The organism is Planococcus soli (assembly GCF_016881065.1).
Taxonomy (GTDB): domain Bacteria; phylum Bacillota; class Bacilli; order Bacillales_A; family Planococcaceae; genus Planococcus; species Planococcus soli.
In genome coordinates, this window is the sequence record NZ_WXYN01000016.1 from 91012 (window position 1) to 108004 (window position 16993).

Here is a 16993-nt window from a genome sequence, read left to right on the forward strand (position 1 = left end):
CGGCTGAAGAAATGCCGCTTCGCCAGTGCATCTTATGCCCGTCGAATCTAAACGGGCGCTTCCGCTTTTCTTATTTTCCACCAGATTGCAAGTTGATCCCTTGAATAAAGTACTTTTGGAAGAAGAAGAACAGCAAAATAACCGGCAACAGGACAAGCAAAGATCCTGCCATCAAATAATTCCATTGGGTGTTCATCTGGCCTTTGAAAACCTGCAGGCCAATTTGAAGGGTATATAGATTTTCGTCGTTCAAGTACAGCAACGGCCCGAGGAAGTCGTTCCAGGCACCATTGAAAGAGAAGATGGCTACCGTCGCAATTGCGGGCTTGGTTAAGGGCAAGCCGATCTTCCACCAAATATAAAAATGATTAGCCCCTTCCATTTTGGCTGCTTCAATCAATTCATTTGGAATAGTCATGTAAAATTGGCGCAGCAGGAAAATATTAAATGCACTTCCAAAAAACGCCGGAACTACGAGAGGAAAGTAAGTATTAACCCAATTTAATTTCGCAAACAGCACATATTGAGGAATCAATGTAACAAATCCGGGAATCATCATAGTTGCCAGTACGATGGCGAACAATATGTTTTTGCCGCGGAAAGGGATTTTGGCAAAACCGTAGGCGATAAATGAATTGGATATGACATTGCCGATGACGACAAGCGTCGTGATGGTTAAGGTATTAATGGTGTACCGGGTAAATGGTGCCGCTTCCCATGTCCGGATATAATTTGCCCAATTCCAGGATTCCGGAAAGAATGTCGGGGGAAAAGACATAACCTCAGCCATCGTTTTCAAAGAAGTTGAGATCATCCACCAAAGAGGAGATAAAATCAGTAAACTGCCAGCTGCTAATAGAATGAAATTGATAAGCTTCAACAAGTTTTTGCGATTTCCGCGATGTTCAAAATATCCTGGATTTTCATTTGTACCGGAGAGGGTTTTCAATCCATCTTTTTTTTCCACATAAGATGCATCATCGGTGGTTTTGGCCATTTATTTCTCCTCCCCTTCGTAATGCACCCAGCGCGGAGCAAGTTTTAAATTGATCAAAGTCAGCACAAAGACGATAACGAATAAAATCCACGACATGGCCATGGCGTAACCCATGTTAAAGTTTTCAAATGCCTGCCTCCACATGTATAAATTATAGAATAGCAGGGAGTTGGCGGGTCCGCCTTCACCATTGCTGGACATGACGTAGGCTTCCTGAAAAATTTGGAACCCGCCTATCAGGCTGGTGACCACGTCGAAGAAAATGACTGGAGTGATCATAGGAATGGTGATATGACGGAATTGCTTCCAGGTATTTGCACCGTCAATTTCCGCTGCTTCATAGAGTGACTTGGAAACTCCCTGCATGCTTGCTAAGTACAGGAGCATCGATCCTCCGACACTCCACATCTTCATCAAAATAAGTGATGGTTTTGTCCAATCTGGATCAAAAAGCCAATTGGGGCCATCGATATTAAACCAGCTCAGAATTAAATTGACCATACCGGTGCCTGGATCCAGTAATTGCATCCACAGCAGGTAAACGCCTACTCCCGACAGGACAGCAGGCAAATAATACAGGGTGCGGAAAAACCTGATACCCGGGATGTCCTGATTTAAAAGAGCCGACAGCAGGATCGCTCCGATTGTCGTCAATGGTACGGAAAATGCTACAAAGTACAGCGTATTCCAAAGGGAGGTCCAAAAAAGACTGTCTTCTGTAAAGAGTCTTTGATAATTGTCCACTCCGACAAAGTCCATCTGCGATGTAATATTATAGTTGGTGAAACTTGCCATAAAGGAAAATACCAAAGGTCCCGCAGTAAAGGCAAGAAATCCGATAATCCACGGCATAACGAAAATATAGCCGTAAATGCTTTCCTTCCGGCGCATCGTCAATCTTTTTTTCCCCAAAGGATTTCCCCCCTTACTGACTGTTGTTGTCTACCAGATTCTCCACATCGGCCTGTGATTTGGCCAACGCTTCTTCCGCTGTCATAGAGCCCAGGAAGAATTCTTCCACGTTAGGATTTATATAGCTCGTGAAATCAGGCGCAATAACCGGCACCGGTGTCAGGAGCGTATGCTCCATATTGTCAACTGCCATTTGATAGACCATTGAACCGTCTTCTGTAAATTCATCGCTAGCCGCGGCATTTTCAGCGGCTTCGATATTCGCTACGTTATCAAAGTTTTGGACTGCCCAGTATTCTTGTGCATCAACGTCAGTCAAATATTTGATGAATTCGTATGAAGCTTCAGGATTTGCAGCTCCTTCTGGAATTTCGGCTACGAAACCGCCGCCCCAGCTGGTATTGCCGCTTCCGGACTCACGTTCCGGAAGGGGAGCCACACCAAAATTCAGCTCTTCTGCATAGTCGCGGATCTGTGTATAGAAAGTTGGTGTGATGGCATACATGGCAAGGCTGCCGTTAAAGAAAGGATTTCCTTGCTGGCTGTCGATTTGTGCCTTAAAGGCGTTGATGACATCGTCGCCATATTTTGTCTGCCAGGTTTTCAGCCATTCAAGTGTTTCCAAGTTCGATGCTGTGTCGATTTGAACATTGTTGTTTTCATCGAAATAGTTTTGGCCGCCTGCGTTCAGCATCCAGACGTCAAAATCGATTCCCCACCGCGGATAGAAACCGATGCGCTCGTAATCATCGCCATTCTTCACATCCAGTTTTGCAGCATATTCCTCGAGTTCTGCCCATGTTGCAGGCGGCTTCTCCGGATCTAAACCGGCATCTTCAAAAGCATCTTTGTTATAAAAGAGAACGCGTGTGTCGGTATTAAAAGGGATGCCGTAAGAATCACCTTCGTGAAGTGTAGCATTCCACAATTCCGGATAAAAACGTTCTGAAATGTCGTCTTCTTCAAGAAACTCGGATAGGTTCATCGCTTGTTTTTCCTGGCCTCTTAGTGCTGTAGTATTGATGTCATTGATGACGACATCAGGTGGATCGCCAGCAGCAATGGAAGCTAGCTCCTTGGTCCAAATATCACCGAACGGAAGATAGGTGTGCTTAACCTCAATTTCATCCTGTGACTCGTTGAAATCTGCAATAATCTGTTCAATGACCGGGCGACGGATTTCGGAACCCCAAAATGTCCAGAAATCGATGACAACTTTGCCGTCTTCATTGACAGTGGATTCGTCGCTGTTACTCGTCTGGAAACCAGCACAGCTGCTTAGAGCCAGAGTTGACCCCATTAAGCCGATTAAAAATAAACGCGTTTTTTTCATCTCTTTCTCTCCTTTTTTGTATGATTGTTTTGAATCTATTGAGCTAGGGTATTTATGGAATAAAATTAACTTCGATTCACGAAGTTTCAAACGAGAGTCTCTGTAATCTCCTTAAAATCACTTCCCTTTTTTCTCTTTTTAGAAACACAAAATATTCCATCTTCTATTCAAAAGGTGCATACATTAACAAACCAAGGTTTCCAACCCTGTTTGTAATTCACAGATAATTGTCTATAATTAAGACAACTAAGATACAGAAGGAGAATGCGAAATGGCAGAGATCAGGATTGAAAATCTGGGGAAGAGGTATGACAAAGGCGCTCTTGCCGTATCGGATTTTAATCTCCATATTCAAGATGAAGAATTTATCGTCTTTGTGGGTCCATCAGGATGCGGAAAATCCACCACTCTCCGGATGATTGCCGGCTTGGAGGAAATAACGGAAGGTGAATTTTATATAGATGGCAAGCTGATGAACGGAGTTGAGCCGAAAGACCGTGACATTGCGATGGTTTTTCAGAACTATGCCTTATATCCGCACATGACTGTGTTTGAAAACATAGCTTTCGGCTTGAAATTGCGGAAGGTTAAAAAATCCGAAGTTAAACGGCTTGTCGATGAGGCCGCAGCCATTCTTGGATTGGAAGACTATTTGGACAGAAAACCGAAAGCACTGTCAGGGGGGCAGCGCCAGCGTGTCGCTCTAGGGCGTGCCATCGTGCGCGATGCAAAAGTCTTCCTGATGGACGAGCCGCTTTCCAATTTGGACGCCAAACTGCGTGTGCAGATGCGTGCGGAAATCGTCAAACTGCATAGACGGCTGAAAACAACGACTATTTATGTAACACATGACCAAACAGAAGCAATGACGATGGCCACCCGAATCGTCATCATGAAAGATGGTCTGATCCAGCAGGTAGGTTCCCCAAAAGAAGTGTATGATTTTCCGGAAACACGGTTCGTTGGCGGATTTATCGGCTCGCCAGCCATGAACTTTTTTGAAGGAAAGATTGATAACGGAACTTATGTGCTGGGGGACAAGGTGTTGGATATTCCGGCGCAAATAATGGCAATGCTGAAGAGCGAAGGCTATGAAGGAAAAGCGGTGACTTTAGGCATCCGTCCGGAGCATATCCACGTCAACAATGAGGATTTGTCCGGTATTCCGGCAAGTGAGTTTGAAGCGGTCATTACAGTTGCTGAATTGACAGGAGCTGAAACAATTCTGCATGCAGTTTATGCAGAGCAGGAGTTTATTGCTCGTGTCGAAGCTGCCACGACGATTGAGCCCGGCCATACGGCAACATTGGCATTTGATATGGCTCACGTCCATTTCTTTGATGAGGAAACAGGAAATCGCATAAAAGCTATAGAATTATCAGAAACTGTGATATAGTGATTTCGAAAACATAAATAAAAACACCACTAGGGGAGCCGGATATCGGCTGAGACGAGCATTAGCTCGGACCCTTTGAACCTGATCTGGATCATACCAGCGGAGGGAAGTGGCGACCGTCTGCTATTTCTTTTATCGACTGCATACGCCGCTTCCCTTTGCCGGGAAGCGGCGTTTTTATTTTGTCCAAAATGAAAGGGAGATGGAGAAATGACATTTTGTGAAGAAGTGAGAAAAGAATGCAACAACCTGTGGCAGGCAAGTTTTGATCACCCATTCGTCAAAGGAATTGAAGATGGTACTTTGCCGATCGATGTTTTTCGTTTTTACGTGATGCAGGACGCTTATTATTTATCGCATTTTGCGAAAGTGCAGGCCTTGGGCGCATCCAAAGCAACCGATTTGGAAACTACGCAGCGATTTGCGGTTCACTCCGCTCACACGTGCAGTGCAGAAATGGCGCTGCACGAATCGTTCATGGAGCTGCTGGAAGTCACTGAAGAAGAATGGGCTGCCTTTGAGCCTTCGCCGTCTGCTTATGCATACGTATCGCATATGTACCGCGCTGCTGAAGGGGATCTGGCGGATGTACTGGCAGCCATTCTGCCCTGTTATTGGCTTTACTACGAGATTGGGGAACGCTTGAAAAATGCCAAGCCGGATCATCCAATTTATGACAAGTGGATTGAAACATACGGTTCAGAGGAATTCGGAGCACTTGTCCATGAACAGATTCTTCGCATGGATCAATTGGCGGAAGGACTTTTGGAAGAACGCCGCAAAAAACTGAAAAATCACTTCTGGAAGAGCAGCTATTACGAATGGAATTTCTGGGACCAGGCATGGCGAAAAGAATCCTGGTCTATCGATTCTATCGACAAGGTAGGTGTATAGGATGATTCGTCAAATCAAGAGAAAAAATCCGCTTATCCATTGCATCACCAATCATGTGGTATCAAATTTCCAAGCCAATGGGCTTCTCGCAATAGGTGCTTCGCCAATAATGGGAGACGCACCGGAAGAAGCGGCAGAGCTTGCCGCATTGTCACAGGGCCTGTCACTGAACATTGGAACCCTTCATGCAGAGTCGCTAAAAAGTATGCTGATTGCTGGGGAAGCTGCCAACCGCCTGGGAATTCCAGTCGTTCTGGATCCGGTTGGAGCAGGAGCGAGCAGTTTCCGGAAAAATGCTGTACACAAAATTTTAAATACAGTTGACGTCAGCGTCCTTCGCTGCAATGCAGGAGAGCTTGCCGCTGTGGCTGGGGAGCAGTGGCAGTCAAAAGGTGTCGATGCCGGAGAAGGCTCCCTGGACGTCAGAGAGTTGGCCACCTCGACAGCCAAACAATTGGGCTTGCTGGTTGCAGTCACAGGAAAGACGGATATTGTCACTGACGGAAAATCGACAATAGAAATCCCTTTTGGGGATCCGATCATGGCTTCCATCACGGGAACAGGCTGCCTATTGAGCAGCATTGTTGCTGCAAGCCTAGCCGTTCAATCCGAAGTTCCATTGAAGACGGTCAGCAACGCGCTGAGGTTTTATGCGATTGCCGGGGAACGGGCTGCAAAAACTGCGTTTCTTCCGGGTGATTTTCAACTGGCTTTCATCAATCAGCTTGCGGGTCTGACAGATAACGAAGTAAAGGAACAAATCTTTTTGCAGGAGGAGAGGATATGACAAAGACTCCACAAACTTTGACTATTGCCGGATCGGACTCAGGTGGGGGAGCGGGCATCCAGGCTGATTTGAAAACGTTCCAGGAACTTGGTGTTTATGGCACTTCGGTTATCACTGCAGTGACCGCACAAAATACAACAGGGGTCACTGCCATCTATGCAATGTCCGCTGAATCGGTGCGTGAACAGTTGAAAGCAGTGGGCAGTGATTTTGAAATTTCTGCTTTGAAAACCGGGATGTTATTTGATCCGGAAATCATCAAAGAAGCCGCCGCAGCCATCCAGCAGTTTGGCTGGAACAAGCTGGTCGTAGATCCGGTCATGATCGCTAAGGGTGGTGCCAATTTATTGCAGCAGGAGGCGGTGCAGGCATTGAAAATTCACCTTTTGCCCCTTGCTTTTCTGGTTACTCCGAATATCCCGGAGGCACAAGCACTGACGGGGATTGCTATTACAGACTCCGCCAGCCGGCACCTGGCAGCCCAGCGGATTTTGTCCATGGGAGCAGAATCGGTTGTCATTAAAGGAGGGCATGGCAAGGACCCGAAGTATGCAGAAGATTATTTTCTGCATTCGAGTGGAGAATCGGTGCTGTATCGCGCGGCTCGCATTGCGACTGTGCAGACACATGGCACCGGCTGTACGTTCGCAGCGGCTGTGGCTGCCCAATTGGCTAAAGGCGAAGAGCTGCAAAACGCGATTTGTACGGCAAAGGAATTTATTCAAGCTGCACTCAGAGTGCCGCTGAATATTGGTTCCGGCCACGGGCCAACCAATCATGCCGCATATAAAGCAGACCTGGCCTCAAAAAGAGGAGTGGATAGCATTGAAGTTTTCCGATAAAGCTGCAGTTTATTTTATAATGGGATCAAAAAATTCAGGGGCACGAAATCCTCTTAAAGTGTTGGAGGCGGCATTGGAAGGAGGCATCAGCCACTTTCAATTGCGTGAAAAAGGAGAAGGCGCTTTGACAGGTGCCGACTTGCTTGAATTTGCTTTAGACTGCCAGCAATTATGCCGCAGCTACGGTGTCCCGTTTATCATCAATGACCTTGTGGAACTGGCTTGCCAAATTGATGCCGATGGCGTTCATATTGGACAGGACGATGCAGAGGCGGGACAGGTCCGCCAAAAGATCGGAAAAGAAAAACTCTTGGGCGTTTCTGTCCACTCTGTAAAAGAAGCGCAACTGGCTGCCAAAGCCGGCGCAGACTATGTTGGAATGGGTCCAGTTTTTGGGACAACTTCAAAAGCGGATGCGAAAAAGCCGGCCGGTGTTAAAGAAATACGGACAGTTGCAACAGCGTTTCCTTTCTTGCCAATTGTGGGCATCGGGGGCATCAAGCCCGAAAACGCAGTGCAAGTTTGGAAATCCGGTGTTGCAGGAATTGCTGTTATATCATCGATTACAGAAGCACAGGATATTGCAGGGCAGATTCTTGCTCTGCAGGCCGCCAGTAAAGTTGGTGACTGGAAATGAACACAAAAAAACTGGTCCTTATGGCAATGTTCGTCGCCATTGGAGTGGCAGGCTCCGCTTTTGTTTATTTTCCAGCGGGTATTGCCCGCGCCTATCCCATCCAGCATGCCATCAATGTACTTGCGGCTGTTCTTTTTGGACCCGGCCCTGCCGTACTAATCGCTTTTTTGACTGGAGTTGTCAGAGTGCTGACGGGAACCGGCTCCCTTTTAGCTTTTCCTGGCGGGATGATCGGGGCTTTGTTTGCAGGAATCTTGTACGCCAGATTTGGCAAGGTCTGGTTTGCTGCTATAGGTGAAGTCGTAGGTACGGGCATTATTGCTTCCTTGGTGGCTGTTCCCTATGCCCGGCTTTTTCTCGGAACGGAATTTGGCGCTTTATTTTTCGTGCCGCCGTTTTTTATCTCCAGTCTGGCTGGAGCCATACTGGGCATGGTCTTAGCAGCTCGTCTCTTAAGAATGGAAACATTGAAAGTGTGGCAATAAATCACGGAATTTTCTGGAAGGAGTTTATAAATTCTTAATTGCGGGGAAACAGTGCAATATAGACTTTTAAAAAGGGAGTGGACAGAATATGGTAAAAATTGCAGTTGAACATCCATTTACGTCAGTACGCGAAGCTTTAGAGAAAAAAGGGTATCAGACAGATATGTTAGAAGACAAGTCAGATTCTACTGACTACGATGTGATTGTCGTTCGAGATCAGGAAGATTTAGCTGATTATCACATGAGCGTTTCACTTGTTGAAGCTAAGGGCCGTACATTATATGAAATTGTAGAAGAAGTAGAAGAGCGTCTTGTGCGCGGCGGTAAAATTCAAGCGCCGCAGCCTACAGAAGCTGAACGCAAAGACAATAGCGGCGGAAGCGGCGGTGGATTCTTGGCCGGTGCAGCAACCGGAGCAGTAATCGGTGCAGCAGCCGGGTTATTATTCGCACCTAAGAGCGGGAAAGAGCTCCAGGAAACCGTCAAAGAAAAAGTTGCCAGCTCTAAAGACCAGGACGGTGAAAGTTCTGGCGGAGCGATGGACCAAGTAAAAGAAAAAGCCAATCAGTTAAAGGATAAAACCAGCGGCATTACAGAAAAAGCCAAAGGAAAAGCTGATGAACTAAAGGCAAAACGTGCAGAAAAACAAGAAGAAAAACAAGAAGAAAAAGAGTTGAAGAACCAGAAGAAAGTTATTGAAAAAGAAATAAAAGAGCAGGAAAAGGCTGAAAAAGAACATGAAAAAGCTGAAAAAGCAGTAGAAAAAGAAATCAAAAAAGCCGATAAAGAAGCCGATAAAGAAAAAGGCGGCATCGAAGTTGTTGAATTAGGTGACGCTTCTGTCCAAAAAGACAGCACCGGCAGCGTAACGGTAAAAGCTGAAGACAAAAACAAAAAGTAATGCTTTATAAAAAGGTGTCCGCCAAAAATTGGCGGACACCTTTTTTTATTGAAAACAAGAAAGTGTCCAGCCTCTCGAGTCGCTTCAGCCTTGTCGGAGGTCCGCAGGATGCGGATCAGCTAACCGTTGCGACAGGAAGTCGCGCTCTTAGGTTAGCTTCTGCTTTCGGCTGCTTCCGCTTTTCTTATTGTCCAGACTCCAGCGCCCAGCTCTTTGGGTCATAAGCCAACCCGTTGTCCAGTTGCAGTGCCTAGCTCTTCGGGATGTAAGCCAATCTGGCTGCGCGGCTGAAAACACGCCGCTTCGCCAGATCGTCTTACACCTGTCAGAGCTGAACAGGCACTTTCACTTTTCGTGTTGTGCGGCTGAAAACACACCACTTCGCTGGTCTGTCTTATGCCCGTCAGAGCTACACGGGCGCATCCGCTTTTCTTTATTCCGCTGCGACTTTGTCTATTGGGTCATGGGGTGTGGGCTCGGGTACGCGGGAAAGGATCACCAGGCCGATGACAAATAATATGACAAGGCTGAAAACGCCCATACTGGAGTTGCCGGTTACTTGTGAAGTGACTGCTACAAGCAGGGGACCGGTAATTGCCGCAAACTTTCCGAAGATGTTGTAAAAGCCAAAGAATTCATTGGAATTCTCTTTAGGTACAAGTTTGCCGAAATATGAACGGCTGAGTGCTTGAATTCCGCCTTGGCTAGTAGCCACAAGCATTGCCAGAATCCAGAAATCCGTGATGGTTTCCAAAAAGAATGCATAGATGCAAACCAAAATATAAACACAGATTCCGACATATAGCATTTTCTTGCCAGTGAACCGATTTGCTAATCGCCCGTATAGGATGGCAAAAGGAGCGGCGACAACTTGGGTAACGAACAGTACAATTAAAAGGTTTGTCGCGCTCAAACCCAAATCCGTTCCATAGGCAGTGGACAGGGAAATGATCGTACCAACCCCGTCAATATAAAAGAAGTAGGCAATCAGGAATAAGAACAGGGACCGGTACTGGCGGATCTCCCGGATGGTTTTTCCAAGACGCTTAAAGCTTTGATAAACTGGATTGGGTTCACGTTCAATGTAGTGAAGCTGCTTGACGTGCCGGAACATCGGCAGGGAAAAACAGGCCCACCAAACTGCTGTAATCAAAAAGGCGATCCGGCTTGCAACCGTAACTGAAATCGGCAATACGCCATTTTGGGCAAGAAGGATAATTGCAATAGAGATGATAAATGGGATGGTTGAACCGATATAGCCAAGTCCGTAGCCGAATGCGGAGACGCTGTTCATCCGTTTTTCTGTCGTGACATCAACAATGAAAGCGTCATAGAATAAATTGGCGCCGGTTGCGCCGAGAGCAGCAAAAACGTAGCAAGTCAGCATCAATAGCCAATTATCGCTTGGCACAAAAGCTAATAGCGCTGTAGAAATGGTACCCAATAGAAAGAAGGCCGTAAAAAACTTTTTCTTCATTCCCTGATAATCGGCAATGGTTCCCAGTATGGGGCCAATCATGGCTAATATAAAAGTGAAGATTGCAATTGTGTAGCCCAGATAAGCTGTTGAATCGGATAAACTGACACCTGCTTCAGTCGCGGACGCTTTGTAGTAAATGGGAAAAACTGCGGTTGTAATAATTATAGAATAAGCAGAACTTCCCCAATCGTATAAAGCCCAGCTTTTCTCTTCTTTGGAAAACTTCTTCATGGCTCTTCCCCCTTTATCACACGTAAAGTACCATTAAACTAACTGGTGCTCAGTGGAATCAGTCTCTTTAATAATTGAATTTTCTCTATATATGTTAAGTTTATTGTACAAGAAGACTCTAAAAAATGATGCATATTGTTTAAAAAAATACAGAAATTTTACATATTCCCCTGGGAGAAAAAATGCTCTGCGAGTTGCTTTTATGATTGGCAGTAATGGGAGGTTGGGACTGCATGCTGGAATTCCCCGCATTGGTTGAGTAGAGCTCAGCATTCGTTTAAACTTAATAAAGGAGAAGAAAGTAGGGATTGTTTTGAAGATGATTTCGTGGAACGTCAATGGCCTGCGAGCAGTTATGAAAAAAGGCTTTATGGATTTTTTTGCTGAAGCAGATGCGGATATTTTTTGTCTGCAGGAAATTAAATTACAAGAGGGCCAAATTGAGATGGACCTTCCCGGCTACTATACATATTGGAACTATGCACATAAAAAAGGTTATTCCGGTACAGCGATTTTTACGAAAGAAGAGCCTCTGTCTATTCAATATGGTTTGGGATCGGAAGAGCATGATACAGAAGGACGGATGATCGCGCTGGAGTTTGATGGCCACTACGTCGTCACCGTCTATACACCCAATTCTCAGCATGGTTTGCTTCGTTTAGATTATCGCCTGTTATGGGAAGAAGCGATCTTGTCATTTGTGAAAACCTTGGATAGTCACAAACCAGTCATTCTATGTGGAGATTTGAATGTCGCACATGAAGAAATCGATTTGAAAAATCCAAAAGCGAATAAGAAAAATTCAGGTTTCACTCCTGAAGAGCGCGGTAAGATGACCCAGTTTCTGGCGAACGGTTTTGTGGACACGTTCCGCCATTTCCATCCGATGGAAACAGGTTTTTACTCCTGGTGGTCATACCGTTCCAATTGCCGTGAAAAGAATATAGGATGGCGAATCGATTATTTCCTTGCTTCACAAAAATTGCTGCCGCACTTGAAAAGTGCAAAAATCCATACGGATGTATGGGGCTCTGATCATTGCCCGGTTGAGTTGCAGTTAGCGTTATAAAAAAACACACTCAAAAATGAGTGTGTTTTTGCTTTGATCACCTACCGATAGTTTCACGTGAAACTATCAGAGGCCCATGACGCGTTTTGTCAGGCGTTTGCAGTTGTCTTGGTCAAAGTAGTCAATATACTCTTTCGCCCTTGGATACCATTCGTTGGAAGTGATGTTTTCTTCGATAATTTTTTTCAGGTATTCATAAACATTGTCGATTGAAACAGCGTTATAACCGTAAAGATCCGTATCCATGTTCAGGTAAGCACCTCTTTTTTCAAGGTATTCCTGCTTGTCGAACATATAGAATATGATGGGTTTATTAAGGTATAGAAAATCCCAGGAAACACTGGTTATATCGGTCAGCAGCATATCGTTATGATCAATCGAATACTCGATGGTTTCATGATTGAAATCCAGAAATTTAATGCCGTGCTCATTGTCTGTAAGACCGGCAAAGTACTTTTCAAACTTCTTCATAAAAGGATGAAGAGCAATGTTCAGGTGAAGATTGTGGTCAGTAAGCAATTTTTGAATGCCTTCATGCTTCAACAAACCAACGGTGCTCTTAAAATATGCGCTGTCGGTAAACTCTTCTTTTGTCAGGTCAAAAAGCCATTCCCGCCACGTCATCATCATCAAAATGTTTTTGACTGCCGCAGAAGGCTGGTTTGGCGGGTACCGGTCAAATCGAGGGAAACCGGTGATGATCAGTTTCTGCTCAGGTATCTTCCATTCGTTGAGCTTCAAGTTGTATTCATATTGCGAAGCACAATTGAAATAATCAGTTCTCTTTAACAACGGTATATCTTCTTTTTGAATCAGTATCTTTTTAAAGCCTTCAATTCCGTGGCTGACATGGGTAATGAGGGTTTTCCGGTTGAGGAAAAGAAATTTGTCGGCTGAGGGAACAATGTCATACAGAAGAGAATGTCCGTGGAACGTGTAATCGGCTTGGAAAAACAGCAAATAATTTTTGAAACTTCCGAGTGGAACAGCATTTTCAATCCTTTGTTCCTGTGCATAAGTGGTTTTTGGATCATACATCCAATAGGCCGTTACTTGTTCCTTGTGGTTGTTTACTAAGTATTTATGATAAACCGCAGCATTATCTTCATACTTTTCACCCAAGTTTCCTCCAACCAAGGCAATTTTCTTTCCGTTTTTCTTTTTCGTGAAAAAGGCGAGGAGATATGCGGCTGAGACTTTTGAAAAAACTTTCAAAGGATCCCATCTCCCTTTTTCTTTTAATTCTACACTCATCTAAAAGCCCTGCTTTCTACTAGTTGTCATTACTTTAGTTTTTCATATATCGCTGTCTTTGTCTATCTTCAGTTAAAAAACTAATTTTTCATTCATTTTAGGGTATCTTCTGATTGCGACAAAACTCGATAGGAGGCTATATTTTTCACCTGCAGGTCTGCTCTACCCAAAGCAGCCGAAGCGGTGGATGAAAGCCGGTTTCTTTCTTTCAACTTATATAGCAGACGAAGGGTGTAGAAGGTTCTGATCAAGCATCCAGCCACTTGGTGTAAAGAGCAACGGCAAAAGGGAATGAGGCTAAGCCATACCAAGTAAGATAAAAAGTAAAGGCACGCCATTGGGCATCCCTTTACTTTTTATAAAGTTGCATTCAGCGATCCCGGTGTTGCCGATTATGGCGGTCGAGAGAAGAATGGTTGACGCCAAACACATTTTCTACATCAATGAGAAATGCGATGCCCTTACCTGGAGCATTTAAATCTACAGCTTCTTCAATGCTTTGGATTACGCCTTCTGCGTAGCTGGCAGGAACCAGCGTCAGTACGACATCTTTCTCGGGATCTATTGTGAAGTTCATGAACTTTTGCTGTTCGTTGACGCCGGTGCCACGGCCATTTAAAATGGTTCCACCCTCTGCACCCGCTTTTGAGGCTGCTTTGACAACGGCTGCGGAATCTCCTGAATTTACAATGGTTACAATTAATTGAAAGTCTTTTGCTGCTGATTCCAAGTCTATGGCTCCTCTCTTCTTCCTTCTATCATCGCTCCGTTCGGATAAATGAGGCACTCCCAGCAACTTGCTTAAATGGACAGTAAAGCCCAATCCATAGCCCGGTTTTCCTAATTCACCTGCTTTGGAGACAGCCTGGGCCACCCCACTTTCAAGTTGGCCATCCAATGCCAGGAAAATAACGTCTTTTTCATGGGTTGCCGGCAGACCCAAAAAAGTGGGTTTTTCATTTCTTCCTATTCCTTCTCCATAGATAACGGTTGCCCCATCCACCCCGGCATGTTTAGCGGCCGCAATTACGTCGCGCGAATGGCCTCTTTTGACGATGGCAATCATCAGCCTGTGATTAAGAACCATTGGTTTTTTTCCCACCTTTTCTAGTGAAGATTAAACCCAGTATCAGTACTGCGATGATCGGAGTGAGGGCAACAAGCGCGATCATTCCGAAGCCATCTGTCAAAGGGTCGCTGCCTTCAATAGCAGTTGAAATTCCAACTGCCACAGCCACCACAAAAGTAACGGTCATGGGCCCGGTTGCCACTCCTCCAGAATCAAAGGCGATGCCTATAAATGTCTGGGTTGAAAAAAATACTAGTATGAAGGCCAGCAGGTAACCCGGAATGATAAAATACCACAACGGCCAGCCAGTTAAGATTCTCAGCATGGACAAAGCGATCGAAACGCCGACTCCAATGGATAAAGTGTAAAGCATCAGTTTTCGGGAGATGTACCCTCCGGTTTCCTCATCGACTTCGTCTGTCATGATGCTGACTGCCGGTTCTGCAAAAGTAGCTGCAAAGCCAAGAACGAAACCAATGGGAATCAGCAGCCATTTATTGTTCCACCTGCCAAGTTCTTCTCCCATCATGGTTCCGACAGGCATGAAACCGACGTGGACTCCTTGCAGAAAAAAGGAAAGACCAAAAAAAGTTAAAATAAAACCGAGTCCGACCTGCAGAACACGCTGCATGGGCAGCTTCAGCATGAAGATTTGAAAAGCAGCGAAGAAAACCAGAAGCGGCAGCAGGGCTACGCTGACTTCGGCCATCACGGTTTGGAATCCATCGAAAACGTGGATATTCACCTGAATAACACCCCCAGCATCATCACTGCCAAAATCGGTCCAATGGATGCCAGCCCAATCAAACCGAACTTTTCGCCGGAACTGTCATCTTCTGTGCGAAGAACGGAAGCGACGCCAATGCCGAGCGCCAGGATAAACGGAACCGCCATGGGGCCTGTTGTAACACCTCCGGAATCGAAGGATATGGAAACAAAGGCTTCGGGTACGAACAGGGATAAGAGGAAGACAAGAGCATAGCCGCCGATGAGTAAATAATGGAGAGGAATTCGAAAGATGGTGCGGATCATGGCCAATGCGACGAAAATTGCCAAGCCCAGAGAAACTGAGAGGATGAGAATTGCTGCGCTGACTGTTCCTTCAGAAACCTCTTCAATCTGCTTGGCAAGAACACGGACATCCGGTTCTGCAATGGTGACGGCTAGACCTAGTAAAAATCCGGTTGCGATAATAAATCCGGCTTTTTTGGTGCTAGGCAGCCTTCTGCCAATCATTTCACCTATGGGCAGCAGCCCGGCGTTGACCCCAATAAGAAATAGAAAAAATCCGAGACTGACAAAAAGTACTCCAATAAGGAACTGGATGACCGCTTCAAAAGGGACCTGTATAAAGACGAGCTGCAAAAGAATGACGACTACCGTGACTGGAAGGATTGCGGCGGCAACTTCTTTAAAAGTGTCTCTCACATTTTCCATCAGATGTCCGTCTCCAATTCTGTTTTTTTATTCCTATTCCCTGTGAATGGGATCATAAACTTTTGCTTTCTTATTAAAAAAGGGGCATCTGCACACTCTTCGGAGTGGCAATGCCCTGTAAGTTCTGAATTTATAAAGTATGCAGCAAAGTGCGTCGTAAATCATACATCCTTTTTATTTCTTAATACCTCTTCCAGTGCATCCTCTGTAGAAGAATCAGCCAGTTTAACATTTGAACGGTAAGCGGCCCGGGTAATGAGGTGGCCCGAGACAGGAGCTGTTAAAAAGACAAATGTTATACCCAATAACAGCCTGACGCTGATGAAATTTTCGGATGCCCAGAAATAGATGAAGGTACCTAATAAGGACAGCAACACCGCTAATGTCGAGCTTTTGGTGGCGGCATGCGAACGGGTGTAGACATCCGGCAGCCGAAGAATTCCGATTGCACTGATTACAGCCATGATGCTGCCGATCAAAATCAGAAAAACACCAAAATATTCACCGATCATGTTTATGCTCAACAATATCGCCCCTTTCCACAAAACGCGCCAATGCAAGGGTACTGATAAATGCCAGTATACCAACAATCAGGATGACTTCGAGAAATGCATGTGTGCTAAGAACAACCGAAAATACAGCAACACCTGAGATCAAATTGACGCCGATCATGTCGAGGGCGACTACGCGGTCCGGCATCGATGGTCCACGGATGATGCGGTAAAGCGCCAGGATAATAGCCAGGATGAAAAGGGATAGGGCGATGGTCAATATCGTATCGATCAATTTCTCGTCACCTCCATAATTGCTTTTTCAAAAACCTTGATGGATTTTAAAACGGAATCACGTGAACTTTCTACATCCATGGCGTGTATATAGAATGTTTTCCCATCCGGAGACACTTCCATTACGACCGAGCCCGGAGTCAAAGTCAGCAGGAGGGCGAGTGTGGTCAATTCATAATCACCTTCCATGCTGTGCTCGTAGGTAAAGATTCCGGGTTTTATTTTCAGCCTGGGACTAAGAATCTGTTTCATGATCAACAAACTGGATTGGGAAAGTTCCGAAACGAAAATAAACAGCAGTTTAATGGTGGAGTAGACCCGCAATAAGTAAAACTTTGTACCAAAAAAACGATGCATGAGGAAAAGAATCCCAATGCCGATCAAATAACCGGTCAGAAAAGTTGTGATATAAAAAGCGTCTTCATCCATCAACAACGTCCAAAGAAAGGCAATAGTGATGTTTAATAGGAACTGAGCCGGCATT

At 45.3% G+C, this 16993-nt stretch carries 19 protein-coding genes and 1 riboswitch; of the genes, 8 read left to right on the plus strand and 11 right to left on the minus strand.

The features are described from left to right. Positions 1–70: 70 nt before the first annotated feature. From GJB59_RS08140 to GJB59_RS08150, 3 genes are read right to left on the minus strand one after another with little or no spacing between them, the layout of a single operon-like run. Positions 71–997 (minus strand): carbohydrate ABC transporter permease, encoded by a 927-nt coding sequence (locus tag GJB59_RS08140; protein ID WP_142826766.1) that lies wholly within the window; start codon positions 995–997, stop codon positions 71–73. Further along, positions 998–1909, minus strand: a complete 912-nt coding sequence (locus GJB59_RS08145) for a carbohydrate ABC transporter permease (RefSeq protein ID WP_236015528.1) — start codon at positions 1907–1909, stop codon at positions 998–1000. A 13-nt stretch (positions 1910–1922) separates the two neighbouring features. Beyond that, the gene (locus GJB59_RS08150; protein WP_142826767.1) at positions 1923–3242 is read right to left on the minus strand and encodes an ABC transporter substrate-binding protein; all 1320 of its coding nucleotides are present in this window, start codon (positions 3240–3242) and stop codon (positions 1923–1925) included. A gap of 271 nt (positions 3243–3513) precedes the next feature. On the opposite strand from GJB59_RS08150, the gene GJB59_RS08155 reads away from it, so the two are divergent. From GJB59_RS08155 to GJB59_RS08185, 7 genes are all read left to right on the plus strand, one after another. Beyond that, on the plus strand, positions 3514–4638 hold the full coding sequence (locus GJB59_RS08155; RefSeq protein WP_142826768.1) for an ABC transporter ATP-binding protein: 1125 nt from the start codon (positions 3514–3516) through the stop codon (positions 4636–4638). Positions 4639–4659: 21 nt separating this feature from the next. Continuing rightward, positions 4660–4763: riboswitch (TPP riboswitch) on the plus strand. 85 nt (positions 4764–4848) lie between these two features. Beyond that, complete coding sequence (gene tenA / locus GJB59_RS08160; RefSeq protein WP_142826769.1) at positions 4849–5532, plus strand: thiaminase II; 684 nt, start codon at positions 4849–4851, stop codon at positions 5530–5532. A 1-nt stretch (position 5533) separates the two neighbouring features. Beyond that, the gene (thiM, locus tag GJB59_RS08165) at positions 5534–6319 is read left to right on the plus strand and encodes a hydroxyethylthiazole kinase (protein ID WP_142826770.1); all 786 of its coding nucleotides are present in this window, start codon (positions 5534–5536) and stop codon (positions 6317–6319) included. After that, entirely contained in the window at positions 6316–7161 is an 846-nt protein-coding gene (thiD, locus tag GJB59_RS08170; protein ID WP_142826771.1) for a bifunctional hydroxymethylpyrimidine kinase/phosphomethylpyrimidine kinase, read from the plus strand. The genes thiM and thiD overlap by 4 nt, the downstream gene beginning before the upstream one ends. Before the next feature lie 19 nt (positions 7162–7180). Further along, entirely contained in the window at positions 7181–7798 is a 618-nt protein-coding gene (gene thiE / locus GJB59_RS08175) for a thiamine phosphate synthase (protein WP_236015568.1), read from the plus strand. After that, positions 7795–8283, plus strand: a complete 489-nt coding sequence (thiW, locus tag GJB59_RS08180; protein WP_142826773.1) for an energy coupling factor transporter S component ThiW — start codon at positions 7795–7797, stop codon at positions 8281–8283. Before thiE ends, thiW begins: the two co-directional genes overlap by 4 nt. 88 nt (positions 8284–8371) lie before the next feature. Further along, positions 8372–9184 (plus strand): YkuS family protein, encoded by an 813-nt coding sequence (locus GJB59_RS08185; protein WP_142826774.1) that lies wholly within the window; start codon positions 8372–8374, stop codon positions 9182–9184. A 433-nt stretch (positions 9185–9617) separates the two neighbouring features. On the opposite strand, the gene GJB59_RS08190 is transcribed toward GJB59_RS08185, so the two are convergent. After that, on the minus strand, positions 9618–10895 hold the full coding sequence (locus GJB59_RS08190) for an MFS transporter (RefSeq protein ID WP_142826775.1): 1278 nt from the start codon (positions 10893–10895) through the stop codon (positions 9618–9620). Between the two features lie 313 nt (positions 10896–11208). Between GJB59_RS08190 and GJB59_RS08195 the strand changes: the two genes are divergently transcribed. After that, entirely contained in the window at positions 11209–11964 is a 756-nt protein-coding gene (locus tag GJB59_RS08195; RefSeq protein WP_203583266.1) for an exodeoxyribonuclease III, read from the plus strand. A gap of 66 nt (positions 11965–12030) precedes the next feature. Here GJB59_RS08195 and GJB59_RS08200 read toward each other — a convergent pair whose 3' ends face one another. From GJB59_RS08200 to GJB59_RS08230, 7 genes are all read right to left on the minus strand, one after another. Beyond that, on the minus strand, positions 12031–13218 hold the full coding sequence (locus GJB59_RS08200) for a CDP-glycerol glycerophosphotransferase family protein (protein WP_142826776.1): 1188 nt from the start codon (positions 13216–13218) through the stop codon (positions 12031–12033). Between the two features lie 370 nt (positions 13219–13588). Beyond that, complete coding sequence (locus GJB59_RS08205; RefSeq protein ID WP_142826777.1) at positions 13589–14305, minus strand: P-II family nitrogen regulator; 717 nt, start codon at positions 14303–14305, stop codon at positions 13589–13591. Then, positions 14295–15032, minus strand: coding sequence for a DUF1538 domain-containing protein (locus tag GJB59_RS08210; RefSeq protein ID WP_142826778.1), 738 nt, complete (start codon positions 15030–15032; stop codon positions 14295–14297). Before GJB59_RS08210 ends, GJB59_RS08205 begins: the two co-directional genes overlap by 11 nt. Next, positions 15029–15724 carry a DUF1538 domain-containing protein gene (locus GJB59_RS08215; protein WP_142826779.1) on the minus strand — a complete coding sequence of 232 codons (696 nt, stop codon included), beginning with the start codon at positions 15722–15724 and terminating at the stop codon, positions 15029–15031. Before GJB59_RS08215 ends, GJB59_RS08210 begins: the two co-directional genes overlap by 4 nt. Positions 15725–15885: 161 nt before the next feature. Then, positions 15886–16248, minus strand: coding sequence for a Na+/H+ antiporter subunit G (locus tag GJB59_RS08220; RefSeq protein ID WP_142826780.1), 363 nt, complete (start codon positions 16246–16248; stop codon positions 15886–15888). Next, complete coding sequence (locus GJB59_RS08225) at positions 16226–16510, minus strand: Na(+)/H(+) antiporter subunit F1 (protein WP_142826781.1); 285 nt, start codon at positions 16508–16510, stop codon at positions 16226–16228. Before GJB59_RS08225 ends, GJB59_RS08220 begins: the two co-directional genes overlap by 23 nt. Beyond that, complete coding sequence (locus GJB59_RS08230) at positions 16507–16992, minus strand: Na+/H+ antiporter subunit E (RefSeq protein ID WP_142826782.1); 486 nt, start codon at positions 16990–16992, stop codon at positions 16507–16509. The genes GJB59_RS08225 and GJB59_RS08230 overlap by 4 nt, the downstream gene beginning before the upstream one ends. Between the last annotated feature and the right edge of the window lies 1 nt (position 16993).

Coding starts and splice junctions, on each gene's coding strand:
- GJB59_RS08140 (WP_142826766.1), bottom strand. CDS start 997: ATGGCCAAAACCACCGATGATGCATCTTATGTGGAAAAAAAAGATGGA.
- GJB59_RS08150 (WP_142826767.1), bottom strand. CDS start 3,242: ATGAAAAAAACGCGTTTATTTTTAATCGGCTTAATGGGGTCAACTCTG.
- GJB59_RS08155 (WP_142826768.1), top strand. CDS start 3,514: ATGGCAGAGATCAGGATTGAAAATCTGGGGAAGAGGTATGACAAAGGC.
- tenA (WP_142826769.1), top strand. CDS start 4,849: ATGACATTTTGTGAAGAAGTGAGAAAAGAATGCAACAACCTGTGGCAG.
- thiM (WP_142826770.1), top strand. CDS start 5,534: ATGATTCGTCAAATCAAGAGAAAAAATCCGCTTATCCATTGCATCACC.
- thiD (WP_142826771.1), top strand. CDS start 6,316: ATGACAAAGACTCCACAAACTTTGACTATTGCCGGATCGGACTCAGGT.
- thiE (WP_236015568.1), top strand. CDS start 7,181: ATGGGATCAAAAAATTCAGGGGCACGAAATCCTCTTAAAGTGTTGGAG.
- thiW (WP_142826773.1), top strand. CDS start 7,795: ATGAACACAAAAAAACTGGTCCTTATGGCAATGTTCGTCGCCATTGGA.
- GJB59_RS08185 (WP_142826774.1), top strand. CDS start 8,372: ATGGTAAAAATTGCAGTTGAACATCCATTTACGTCAGTACGCGAAGCT.
- GJB59_RS08190 (WP_142826775.1), bottom strand. CDS start 10,895: ATGAAGAAGTTTTCCAAAGAAGAGAAAAGCTGGGCTTTATACGATTGG.
- GJB59_RS08200 (WP_142826776.1), bottom strand. CDS start 13,218: ATGAGTGTAGAATTAAAAGAAAAAGGGAGATGGGATCCTTTGAAAGTT.
- GJB59_RS08205 (WP_142826777.1), bottom strand. CDS start 14,305: ATGGTTCTTAATCACAGGCTGATGATTGCCATCGTCAAAAGAGGCCAT.
- GJB59_RS08215 (WP_142826779.1), bottom strand. CDS start 15,724: ATGGAAAATGTGAGAGACACTTTTAAAGAAGTTGCCGCCGCAATCCTT.
- GJB59_RS08230 (WP_142826782.1), bottom strand. CDS start 16,992: ATGCCGGCTCAGTTCCTATTAAACATCACTATTGCCTTTCTTTGGACG.